This window comes from Bacillus paramycoides, assembly GCF_001884235.1.
GTDB classification, from domain to species: domain Bacteria; phylum Bacillota; class Bacilli; order Bacillales; family Bacillaceae_G; genus Bacillus_A; species Bacillus_A paramycoides.
Map to the genome: position 1 here is coordinate 191,107 of NZ_MAOI01000069.1, position 12,038 is coordinate 203,144.

The 12,038-nt window shown below is 36.3% G+C and carries 11 protein-coding genes; 9 read left to right on the forward strand and 2 right to left on the reverse strand.

All coding sequences use genetic code 11. The features are described 5' to 3' along the window. Positions 1-4: 4 nt before the first annotated feature. On the reverse strand, positions 5-1,186 hold the full coding sequence (locus BAU28_RS13535; RefSeq protein ID WP_244158101.1) for a nucleotidyltransferase: 1,182 nt from the start codon (positions 1,184-1,186) through the stop codon (positions 5-7). A gap of 213 nt (positions 1,187-1,399) precedes the next feature. Between BAU28_RS13535 and BAU28_RS13540 the strand changes: the two genes are divergently transcribed. The 3 genes from BAU28_RS13540 to BAU28_RS13550 all read left to right on the forward strand — a co-directional run bounded on the left by BAU28_RS13540 (position 1,400) and on the right by BAU28_RS13550 (position 2,781). Further along, positions 1,400-1,900: a YceD family protein gene (locus BAU28_RS13540; protein WP_071718810.1), complete on the forward strand. Its 501-nt coding sequence runs from the start codon at positions 1,400-1,402 to the stop codon at positions 1,898-1,900. Positions 1,901-1,961: 61 nt separating this feature from the next. Beyond that, positions 1,962-2,135: a 50S ribosomal protein L32 gene (gene rpmF / locus BAU28_RS13545; protein WP_001984764.1), complete on the forward strand. Its 174-nt coding sequence runs from the start codon at positions 1,962-1,964 to the stop codon at positions 2,133-2,135. Positions 2,136-2,262: 127 nt separating this feature from the next. Then, a complete protein-coding gene (locus tag BAU28_RS13550; RefSeq protein ID WP_071718811.1) occupies positions 2,263-2,781 on the forward strand; it encodes an RsfA family transcriptional regulator in 519 nt (172 codons plus the stop codon). A 34-nt stretch (positions 2,782-2,815) separates the two neighbouring features. Here BAU28_RS13550 and BAU28_RS13555 read toward each other — a convergent pair whose 3' ends face one another. Continuing rightward, entirely contained in the window at positions 2,816-3,289 is a 474-nt protein-coding gene (locus BAU28_RS13555; protein WP_048374012.1) for an N-acetyltransferase, read from the reverse strand. A 301-nt stretch (positions 3,290-3,590) separates the two neighbouring features. On the opposite strand from BAU28_RS13555, the gene panE reads away from it, so the two are divergent. The 6 genes from panE to BAU28_RS13585 all read left to right on the forward strand — a co-directional run bounded on the left by panE (position 3,591) and on the right by BAU28_RS13585 (position 12,015). Then, positions 3,591-4,472: a 2-dehydropantoate 2-reductase gene (gene panE, locus BAU28_RS13560; protein WP_071718812.1), complete on the forward strand. Its 882-nt coding sequence runs from the start codon at positions 3,591-3,593 to the stop codon at positions 4,470-4,472. Positions 4,473-4,551: 79 nt separating this feature from the next. Next, a complete protein-coding gene (bshC, locus tag BAU28_RS13565) occupies positions 4,552-6,168 on the forward strand; it encodes a bacillithiol biosynthesis cysteine-adding enzyme BshC (RefSeq protein ID WP_071718813.1) in 1,617 nt (538 codons plus the stop codon). 368 nt (positions 6,169-6,536) lie between these two features. After that, a complete protein-coding gene (gene rsmH, locus BAU28_RS13570; protein WP_002173165.1) occupies positions 6,537-7,469 on the forward strand; it encodes a 16S rRNA (cytosine(1402)-N(4))-methyltransferase RsmH in 933 nt (310 codons plus the stop codon). A 15-nt stretch (positions 7,470-7,484) separates the two neighbouring features. Continuing rightward, the gene (gene ftsL / locus BAU28_RS13575) at positions 7,485-7,847 is read left to right on the forward strand and encodes a cell division protein FtsL (protein ID WP_002173164.1); all 363 of its coding nucleotides are present in this window, start codon (positions 7,485-7,487) and stop codon (positions 7,845-7,847) included. Positions 7,848-7,869: 22 nt separating this feature from the next. Further along, positions 7,870-10,017, forward strand: a complete 2,148-nt coding sequence (locus tag BAU28_RS13580; RefSeq protein WP_083594709.1) for a penicillin-binding protein — start codon at positions 7,870-7,872, stop codon at positions 10,015-10,017. An 81-nt stretch (positions 10,018-10,098) separates the two neighbouring features. After that, positions 10,099-12,015 (forward strand): stage V sporulation protein D, encoded by a 1,917-nt coding sequence (locus BAU28_RS13585; RefSeq protein ID WP_048374008.1) that lies wholly within the window; start codon positions 10,099-10,101, stop codon positions 12,013-12,015. Positions 12,016-12,038: the final 23 nt, after the last annotated feature.

A 12,038-nucleotide genomic window follows, 5' to 3' on the forward strand; every position in this document is an offset into this window, starting at 1 on the left:
TTTTTTATAAGAATCTTGTTGTTGTTTCGTCGTAACGAATTGGATGATGCGTTGCGTCTTGCTTTAGTGATTGTGTCCGTATCGGTTCTTTCATTATGGAGAAATATACAGCATTTGCTTTTCGTTCTATGTCTAAAGTAGGGTGTTTGAATGTTTTTGTATGGGTAAGGATTGGGAGATCTATTTTTTTCTTATTTTTAGAAAGGTAAGTTTGTCCTTTTTGTGACATACCGAGTAGACGGATATACGGCGCGTATTGCTCTATATTTGCATTGTATATTTCTTCCTTTGTTGTATTTGTTAAAATATGTGTACAAGCTCTTTGTAATCTAGTCCATGTATAACGTTTTGTTTTTAATGCTTCCATGAATGAATGGAACGATGAACTGTCCTGTATTTTTGATAAAATACGATGCTCTAAACCTTCTTCCATTTCATATATATGTTGTAAGTCTTGAGAAGACATGGTCATGAGTTTGTATTTGAAAAACGAAAAGTAATTTTCCCAGTTATGTAACACACCGTAGTTTTGCTTGTAATTTTCTAAAAGAGAAGTAGACGTTTTCGGGATAAAAGGCTCAATAGTTGAAAATGAACTGTTTTCGCTAAATAGTTGCTTACGAATACTTGTTGCGCTTGCAATATGTTTATTATGAAATGTTTCATCATGATAATGAGAGGCGAATCTTTTTATAGTTTGTACTTGCATGGCACTATTTTGTGAGAGAATTGCCTTGATGTATTGTAAGCCTAAAATGTTATTTGGTTGTGACATATCTACGTTTTTTTCGGGTGGTAAGATGCGTAGAAAGGCTTCAGATGTTGCTTTTGCGTAACTATTCCCCTCGTTCATAAATTGTTTTACAAGACGATTAAAAGTCTCTTCTTCATTTTTTTGTACAGAAATGGTATTATAAAAATTTTCAGTTTGCCCATCTTCACTACCGAAACAAATTTCAGAAACACGAAGGGCGTTTAAAATGGAAATTGCGCCATTTGCGAATGTTTCAGCCTTTTGTGTTGCAAATGCATAAGGAAGCTCTACAACAAGGTCTACGCCGCTTGCTAAGGCCATTTTGGTACGATACCATTTGGAGGTGAGTGCAGGCTCACCACGCTGTAAAAAAGGACCGCTCATAACGGCAATAATAATATCGGAATGTGTTAACTTTTTTGTTTGTTGCACATGATAAGCATGACCGTTATGAAAAGGGTTATATTCAACAACAATACCACTGGCTTTTATGGTAATCTCTCCTTTCGATGTAGCATCTTTTTGGAAAACGTGATAATCTATATATTATTTCCTATGATGACTTCATTATAGTGTAAAGAAAAAACATTGACAAATATAAAATGGCTAGCTATAATTTTGTTTGTTGCCTTGAGGTGATATGATATGAAATGGTCCATCCATCAATTGAATAAATTGAGAAATAAAGGATTGACATTGGATGAGATGGTAGATGTAAGTGAGCTAAAAGAGGTCGAGAAAGATATTCGTGAAATTAATCCTGTTCATGTAACAGGAAGAGTTGATTTTGGCTCCGGTAAGTTTACGTTTCATCTACATATAACTGGAAGCATGGTTTTACCATGTTCTCGCTCTTTAGTAGATGTGACATTACCATTTGACATTAAAACAACTGAGGTGTTCCAAACTTCTGAAGAGGAGTTTGAAACAGAAGCTGAAATTCATTGTTTAGAAGGAGAAGTACTTGACTTACTGCCCGTAATCAAGGAAAATATACTTTTGGAGATTCCAATGCAAATTTTCAGTGATGATGTTTCTGGTGGAGCACCGACGCAAGGTCAAGACTGGCAAGTGATTTCGGAAGAAAACAAAGAAAAGCCTGTTGATCCAAGATTGGCAGGACTTGCAAAGTTTTTTGACAAATAATCGGAAGACTGGTTCAGGCCTTCATATGAAAATAACTATTTCTTTTAAGGAGGTGGGAAGAATGGCTGTACCTTTTAGAAGAACTTCTAAAACAGTAAAAAGAAAGCGTCGTACGCATTTCAAATTATCAGTACCTGGTATGGTAGAGTGCCCAAGCTGTGGTGAAGCGAAATTAGCTCACCGTGTATGTAAAGCATGCGGTACTTACAAAGGTAAAGAAGTAATCAGCAAGTAATTGCAAAAAATAAACGTAGAAGATATCTTCTACGTTTATTTTTTTGTCTTATTCTTTATTTGTTGTATTCTATCTTTTCTAGTAACTGCATATGCTTAATAAAAAATGCATAGGGAGGACTAGAGAGATGGCGACAACAAGACAAGATGCTTGGACTGATGATGAAGATTTGCTTCTGGCAGAAGTAGTACTCCGGCATATTCGTGAAGGTGGAACGCAACTTTCCGCTTTTAAGGAGGTGGGAAGACATTTATCTCGTACACCTGCAGCGTGTGGATTTAGGTGGAATTCTTACGTTAGAAAGCAGCACAGAGAACGTATTGAAGAAGCGAAACAACTGCGTAAAGTGGAAAATTATGAAGTGAAAGAGACAAAGATAGTGGAGGCGCCTACGTCTCTTACATTAAATGATGTCATTGATTTCTTACAAAGTTATAAAAACGAAAAAGATTCAACTGTGTTGCAGCGACAAATTGAATCATTACAAACCGAAAGAGCGCGTCTTCTGGAGCGATTATCAGTATATGAGGAAGAGTATAGAACATTACTTGATTATATTGATCAAAAAAGAAGTGTAATGGTATTAGAGGGAAAAGAAAGAGATGTTGTTCGTGCGAATGAAAAATTGGAGAAGTTAAAGAAATAAAAAAACAGCTGTTATGCAGCTGTTTTTTTATTTCTTAAGCAGATTCTTCGTTTGTAACCGCATTCAAATTTGTTTCTGGTTGCCAAATGTAAAATTCACCATCGGTTACTGATACTTTTTGGAAATTTAATTTATCCCAAAAACCTGCTGATTGGACACGTGCTATCGTTTTAATCGGGAATTGTAGTTGCTTCGCGTAATTAACGAGCATTTGTCCAAATCCTTGTTTTTGAAAAGTTGGTAACACCTCGAGTTTATAGAGTTCTATATAAGGACCAGTGATTTCGAAATTTTCTCCACCGTTCCTTTTCATATATAGACTCATACGCGCGATTAGTGATCCTCCATAGTAAATACCATAAAATGGAGATTCACTATCATTTTCAATAATATTTGCCTGTAATTCTTCAAGCATGGATAACTCTAAAGCTCCGCAGCCTTTAAACTTTTTAAATTCATCTAACGTTTTATAATTGATGAGCAAACGCTCAACTTTTGGGAATATCATTACATCACATCCCTTTCTTATCTTGTTGAATGCAGAAAAGTATAAATATTTATAATAATAGTATAACTCATTTTTTAATTTTTATGAAGAAGATAGAATATTTCTTTCATTATTTTTTTGAGGATTTGCTAAACTAAGAGTAGAAGTATGTATATAAGTAGTATATACATAGTGAAAGAAGAGGGTGCATTAGTTAGAAGATAATTGAATCCTCAACTATGTTATTGTAATTTAGTAAGATGTAAAGGGGGGAGGACAAGGAAACTTATGTAAATTACTATTATGAGTTCCTTGTGTAAAGGTGAAAATTGGAATTGTTGGACCAGGAGCTATTGGTCTCCTATATGCATTTTATTTACAAAAAAGCAATCAAGATGTTACGTTGTTTACAAGGACTGCTAAGCAAGCAGAGGAATTAAGCTTAACGGGTGTAACTTGTATTAGGAATGGAGAACGTGAAACAGTGTTTCCGTCTATTTTACCGATAGAAAGTATGCTGAATAAAAAGTTAGATTATACATTTATTGCTGTAAAGCAATATCACATAACTGACATATTACCTTTTGTGCAGGGAGAATCTTCATTAATCTTTTTACAAAATGGAATGTCCCACCTTCATATTATGCGAAAATTAGGGAATGAACGAATAGCGGTCGGGATTGTGGAGCATGGTGCAAAAAAAGAGGATGGACATACAGTTCATCATACTGGAATAGGTGTTACAAAATTTGGTGTAGTGCGCGGTCAATCTAGTTGTTTTAAAAAGGTATTTAATTGTTTTCCTTTTGATTATTTTCCGATTCAGATAGAAGATGATTGGAAGGGGATTATGCGCAATAAATTAGTAGTCAATGTGTGCATTAATCCATTGACGGCATTATTGCAGGTTCAAAATGGAGAGTTAATTTCAAATCCTTATTTTTATCAAATGATGGAGCAAGTATTTCAGGAAGTTGCATTCCTTCTTAAAGAAGAAGAGAAAGAAGAGGTATGGCAACTGGTACGCCGGGTATGTGAAAGAACATCTTATAATACATCATCTATGTTAGCGGATGTAAGAGCGAATAGACAAACGGAAGTTAATGCAATTATTGGATATGTATTAGAAGAAGCTAAGGAACAACAACAATCAGTTCCGACACTACAATTTCTGTTCAAGGCAATAAAAGGAATGGAAGCATAAGTGTTATTCTTTGCTTTTACGTGAAACATTGACTACAATGTGGGTTGGTGAGAGAACAGGATACGAAAGGAAGAATTATATGGAGATAAAAGAAATCTCTGTTCCACTACAAGGAGTTGTAGCGGACTATATGAACGGTAAAAAAGAGATACAGTCATGTTTTGATTATATGTTAACAGAAGATGCTTTTAAACAGCGTATACATGATTTGCGCGAGAGAAAGTTTTTCCGTCAAGATTTAGTAACGCATTTATTAGAATATAATACACAATTACAAGCCGGAGAATTTACAATTCAAAATATAAAAGCGCTTGAAGATGAAAATACATATGTAGTTATAGCTGGACAACAAGCGGGGTTATTAACGGGACCGCTTTATACAGTGCATAAAATTATTTCAATTTTACAGCTTGCGAAAGAAAAAGAAGAGAGCTTAGGGGTTCGAGTTGTTCCTGTCTTTTGGATTGCTGGTGAAGACCATGATATGGATGAGATTAATCACACTTTCGTAACGAAAAATAAAAAAATAAAAAAGACTATTTTTCATGATCGTCATCCGAAAAAGGCGAGTGCTTCTGAGTCTGAGCTTTCTATTGAAGACTGTAGAAAATGGATTGAGGAGATTTTTAAAACATATCCAGAAACTAATTTTACAAAGGATGTATTACAATTTATTGATGATGCTTTGAATAAATCGAATACGTATGTAGATTTCTTTGCTTACCTTATTATGAAATTGTTCGCGAATTCTGGTTTAATTCTTGTAGATTCACATCATCCTGCATTAAGAAAATTAGAAGTGCCGTTCTTACAACAAATTATAAGTAAATATAAAGAAATTCAAGTAGGACTTCATAATCAACAGGAAGTAATTAAGGAACTAGGATTTAAACCGATTATTGAAACGAAGTCTAACGCGGTGCATATATTCATGGAAATTGATAATGAGCGAGTATTGCTTGAAGAGGATCAAGGGAAGTTTGTTGGAAAAGATGGAGTACATTCATTTTCTTATGAAGAATTGATGGAAGAGATGGAAAGAAGTCCAGAGCGTTTTAGTAATAACGTTGTAACGCGCCCTCTTATGCAAGAGTATATGTTTCCTACGTTAGCGTTTATTGGCGGGCCAGGGGAGTTAGCTTATTGGAGTGAATTGCAACAAGTGTTCCATACAGTCGGTTTCCAAATGCCGCCTGTTGTTCCGCGTCTTACAGTTACTTATATGGAGCGAGATATTGCGACAGATTTATACGATTTAGATTTGCAAGAAAGTGATCCGTTTTTTAATAATGTAGATAAACTGCGTGAAAACTGGTTGTCTAATCAAATAGAGGAACCGATTGATGATCGTTTTATAGAGGCGAAAAAAGAAATCATTGATATTCATACATCATTACAGCAATTTGTGAAGAAAATAGACCCAGGATTAAGTGCGTTTGCAGGAAAAAATGAACTGAAAATTAATGAACAAATTGAACTATTAGAAAGAATGTTGAAAAGAAATGTTGAGAAGAAACATGAGGTTCAGTTAAATAAATTCCGCCGTGTACAATTTGCGCTTCGTCCGTTAGGGGCACCGCAAGAACGCGTGTGGAATGTATGTTATTATTTAAATCAGTTCGGTCTTGATTTTGTTGACCGAGTAATGAAACAATCCTTTTCGTGGGATGGAAAACATCATGTAATAAAACTATAGAATCTTGCTCTTTGGAGCAGGATTTTATTTTTATTCTGTTGAATTAACTGTGAAGTGAATTTTTTCTGAATTATCACTCTTATATTAATGTACGGAATCGCTATGGAGCAGATTTATATATATGACAAAATAGCACAAAATGTAAACGGATTATTATCTTTTTCGACAGGTTTTTGTTTAAATTCCCGCAAAAGATGATAAAATTTAGTATATAATAAAATAAAATAGCGATTTGTATAGTATGCTGCCTTTGTTGGCAAGTTAAATGAGTCGTTTTTTAGTAGCATTTCGTTCTCTAATAGTAAAATATGCGTTTAGAGGAAGAGATGCATTCAACATAACTAATTGGAAAAAGAGTAGGTGCAACAATGTTTAAACACGTAACAGTACTTTTAAAAGAAACAGTAGATGGCTTAGATATAAAGCCGGGTGGTACATATGTAGATTGTACACTGGGTGGAGGAGGACATAGTTCTTATTTATTATCTCAGCTAACTGATGGCGGAAAATTAATAGCGTTTGATCAAGATGAAATAGCGATTCAAAATGCGAAGGAAAAGTTTTCTTCTTATGGTGAACAATTTGTAACAGTGAAGAGCAATTTCCGTTATTTATCTGAAAAACTACATGAATTAGGTATCACAGAAGTAGACGGGATTTTATTCGATTTAGGTGTTTCATCCCCACAATTAGATACACCAGAGCGTGGTTTTAGTTACCATCATGATGCGCCGTTAGATATGCGGATGGATCAAGATGCCCCATTAACAGCATATGATGTTGTGAACAGCTGGTCATATGAACAACTCGTAAGAATTTTCTTCCAGTACGGTGAAGAGAAATTTTCAAAGCAAATCGCAAGGAAGATTGAAGCGTATCGCGAGAATAAAGCGATTGAAACGACAGGAGAGTTAGTGGAATTAATTAAAGAAGGTATTCCAGCTCCGGCCCGTAGAACAGGTGGACATCCTGCGAAGCGAGTATTCCAGGCGATTCGTATCGCTGTAAATGATGAATTAAAAGTATTTGAAGAAGCGTTGGAATCTGCAATTGAGATGGTCAAGCCTGGTGGAAGAGTTAGTGTTATAACATTCCATTCTTTAGAAGATCGTATTTGTAAAACGACGTTTAAGCGAAATAGTACAACACCGCAATTACCACCAGGACTACCGATAATCCCAGATGAATTTAAGCCGAAATTAAAACTTATTACAAGAAAACCGATTTTACCTTCTGATATTGAATTAGAAGAAAATAATCGAGCGCGTTCTGCGAAGTTGAGAATCGCTGAAAAAAGATAAAAAGGAGAGAGAGGTATGACTAATTTAGCTGTTAAGTACAAACAACAAGCGCAAGAAGAGGTACAAATTCAAACGCCACCACAGCAGATGGTTAAGCCAAAGGTAAAAGCGAAAATTACAAGAATCGAAAAGCTGTTGTATGTAGCGTTTATTGGCTTTTTAATATATGCCTGTGTAGCTTTTATTGGCAATAAAGCGGGTCTTTATCAAGTTAATGTAGAAGCAGCGACGATAGAAGAACAGATTGTGAAGCAACAAAAAGAAAATCAAGAATTGCAGGCTGAAGTGGAGAAGTTAAGTCGTTATGAACGTATTGCTGAAGTTGCAAAAAAACACGGGCTAGAAATTAATGCGAATAATGTGAAGGGCCTGAAGTAAGGCAAGTAGGTGTGAAGAAAAGATGAAGAGAAATATGACCAAATTTCATACCAATAAAGGAGCAGGTTATTTTATGATATTTTTCCTCCTGCTCTTTTTGCTGTTATTAGCCCGATTTTTTTACATACAAGTAACAGGAACAGTGGATGATCATGATTTAAAGAAACTTGCTGAGCAAAAACATAGTAAAAAAGGAGTTCTCGAAGCGAATCGAGGAACAATTTATGATCAAAATGGTCATGTGTTAGCGCAAGATGCAAATTCCTATAAAATTGTAGCGGAATTAAAAGGTGCTAAACCTGTTGAGAATAAAGAAGACACTGCAAAGAAAATCGCTGGAGTACTCGGAAAAGGCGAAGATCAGATTTTAGCCGCTTTAAATAAAGATAAAAGTCAAGTGGAATTTGGAGCGTTAGGCAAGGACTTGACGAAAGAACAGAAAGAACAAATAGAAGCATTGAAATTGCCGGGGATTTCTTTTATTACGGAAAATGCGAGAGTGTATCCAAATGGAGATTTCGCATCTTACGTCATAGGTCATGCGAAACCGGATGAACACGGAATCTCAGTAGGTCAATTTGGCTTAGAGAAGAGTTTGGACAAGTATTTAGGTGCCTCTAATGGTGAGGTAGCCTATACAGGCGATCGTAAAGGAGTATCTCTTGACGGTGGAAAAGTGAATGTAAAGGCACCTAAAAATGGAGATAACGTATATTTAACGCTTGATCAACGTATTCAAAGTTATTTAGAAGACGCAATGAAAGAAGCGAGTAAACATTATGATCCAAAAAGTTTAATAGGAATTGTTGCGGATCCGAAAACGGGAAAAATATTAGCGATGTCTAGTAAACCTAGTTACGATCCAAATCAACGTAATATTGATTATTATTTTAATGATGCAATTGCAAATGCATTTGAACCTGGATCAACAATGAAAATTTTCACATTAGCGGCAGCTATTAATGAAGGTGTGTATAAGGGACAAGACTTTTATCAGTCTGGTACATATCAAGTGGGTAATCGCAAAATAAAAGATCATAATGGCGGCGCTGGATGGGGCTCTATCACATTTGATGAAGGGGTAGAGCGTTCTTCAAACGTAGCGTTTGCGATTTTAGGCGATCAAAAACTTGGTCCAGAACGTTTCCGAAAATATATTCATAGTTTTGGATTAGACGAAAAAACGAATATTGATTTACCTGGTGAAGGGTCAAATACAATTTTATTTGATCAACAAATACAGCAAGTAACAACAGCGTTTGGACAAGGTTCTACAGTGACACCAATCCAACTCGTGCAAGCTGCAACAGCGATTGCGAATGATGGGAAAATGATGAAACCTTATACAATTGATAAAATTGTGGATCCAATAACAGGTAAAGTGCAGTTAGAGCATAAACCAGAAGAAGTAGGAAAACCTGTTTCAAAAGAGACAGCAGCGCAAGTAAGGCAATTACTAGAACGTGTTGTTACATCACCGAAAGGAACAGGAACTGCATATAAAGTTGATGGGTATTCAGTCGGTGGTAAAACAGGTACAGCACAAATTCCTGACGGAAAAGGTGGCTATATGACAGGAAGAGAGAATTATATATTCTCATTCCTAGGTATGGCACCGATGGACGATCCGCAACTTGTTGTGTATTTGGCCGTTAAACAGCCGAAATTAAAAGATGATGAAAACGGGGCTCAACCTTTAGCTGATATCTTTAAATATGTAACGAAAAATAGTTTAGAGTATTTAAAGATTAAGCCAAATGAAGTAAAAGATCCGAAAAAATATGTGAAAGAGCAACAAACTGTCGTTCCAGATGTAACCGGAAAAACGATGGAAGAAGCGAAAAAAGCAATTGATAAAGCAAAACTTCGTCCAATCGTATTAGGTGAAGGGAAAGTGCAGCAACAAGTGCCAAAAGCGACTGAACAAACATTGAAGGGTGATCGAGTCTTCTTAGTAGGAGATAAGCCTACAATGCCAAATATACAGGGATGGGCACTGCGTGATGTTATGAATTTAGCAAAAACATTAAAGCTTAACTTAAAACCTTCTGGTACAGGGTATGTAACGGAACAAAGTGTGGCTGAAGGAACATTGTTGCAACCTGGTACAGAATTAGATGTAACACTCGTACCACCACTTGAGCCGCAGCAAGAAGCAGAAAAGCCATAATGGTAATAGGGAAGAAGTTCTAATTAAATAAGTACAAGCATATATTGGAACAAGCTAGGCGTAAGGGAGGCTTGTTCCAATATGCGTGTATCAAATGTAACAGTTAGAAAACGACTTATTTTTATACTTATATCGGGAATACTCGTTTTCACCATCATCGATATTCGTCTTGGATATGTGCAATTTTTTCTTGGGAATATGTTAACGGATCGTGCGAAAGATTCATGGAGTCGTAATATTACTTTTGAACCAGAGCGAGGGAAAATTTTAGATCGAAATGGTGTGGAGCTTGCTACGAATAAAAGTGCACCGACCGTCTTTGTTGTGCCGAGGCAAATTGAAAAACCAGCAGAGACTGCAGAGAAGTTAGCTGCAGTATTAGGTGTGGAAAAAGATGATATTTATAAGCGGATTACAAAAAAAGAGTCGATTGTAAGGCTTGATAAAGGCGGAAGGAAAATATCGCATGATAAAGCGAAAGAAGTACGAGGGTTAAGCTTAAAGGGTGTTTATATCGCAGAGGATTCCATCCGGTACTATCCATTTGGTAACTTTTTATCACACGTATTAGGATTTGCGGGCAGTGATAATCAAGGGCTTATGGGACTAGAGAAATATTATGACAAAGAGCTAAATGGTGATAAAGGTCATGTGCGATTTTTTGCAGATGCGAAAGGGCAGAGAATGCCTAACGTTGGTGATGATTTTAAAAAACCAGAAGCCGGCTTGAATTTAGGATTAACAATTGATTCACGCATTACAAGGATTATGGAAAGAGAAATGAATATTGCGGAATCGACGTATAATCCAGACGGTATGATAGCAATTGCGATGAATCCGAAAAATGGTGAAATTTTAGGTATGTCAAGTCGACCGAGTTTTGATCCAGCAGACTTTCAAAGTGTTTCTCCGGAAGTATATAACAGAAACTTACCTGTATGGAGTACGTATGAGCCTGGGTCAACATTTAAGATTATTACATTAGCCGCAGCCTTGAATGAAAATTTAGTAGACTTAGAGAAAGATACGTTTTATGATGATGGAGCAGCTGAAGTTGGTGGAGCTAGGTTGCGATGTTGGAAAGCTGGAGGTCATGGTAGCCAAACGTTTTTAGAGGTAGTTCAAAACTCTTGTAACCCGGGATTTATTGAACTCGGTGATCGTCTTGGTAAAGACCGATTGTTTAAATACATTCGCAATTTCGGATTTGGACAGAAGACCGGAATTGACTTGCAAGGTGAAGGTAGCGGGATTTTATTTAACTTAGATAAAGTTGGTCCAGTCGAGCAAGCAACGACTTCATTCGGGCAAGGTGTTTCGGTTACACCAATTCAACAAGTAGCGGCAGTAGCGGCTGCTGTAAATGGTGGAACTTTGTATCAACCATATATAGCGAAGGAATTTATTGACCCGAAGAATAATCAAGTTGTCAGCAAAAAAACGCCTGTTGCGAAAAGAAAAGTTATTTCCAAGGAAACTTCAGAGAAAGTTCGTTATGCATTAGAGAATGTTGTAGCGAAAGGGTCCGGTAAAGGTGCTTATATTGATGGATATCGTGTAGGTGGAAAAACCGGAACTGCTCAAAAGGTGAAAGATGGAAAATATTTAGATAATAACTATATTGTATCTTTTATCGGTTTTGCTCCAGCAGATGATCCACAAATTGTTGTTTACGTTGCTGTTGATAATCCGAAAGGAGTCACTCAATTTGGTGGAGTTGTTGCGGCTCCAATTGTTGGGAATATTCTTCGAGATGCACTTCCTGTTATGGGAGTGGAGCCGAGAAAAGAGCAAGTTGAGAAAGAATATAAATGGGGCGATACACCAACTGTGGAAGTTCCAAATTTAATTGGTATGAAGAAGAAAGATTTACAAACACAACTTGTCGATTTGAAGCTTGATATAAGTGGTGATGGAGAGAAAGTAATTAAACAATCACCAGAAGCTGGAGCGAAAGTTAAAGAAGGTTCGAAAATTAGAATTTACTTCGGGAATTAAAGGTAACCGATTGTGTTTTATGG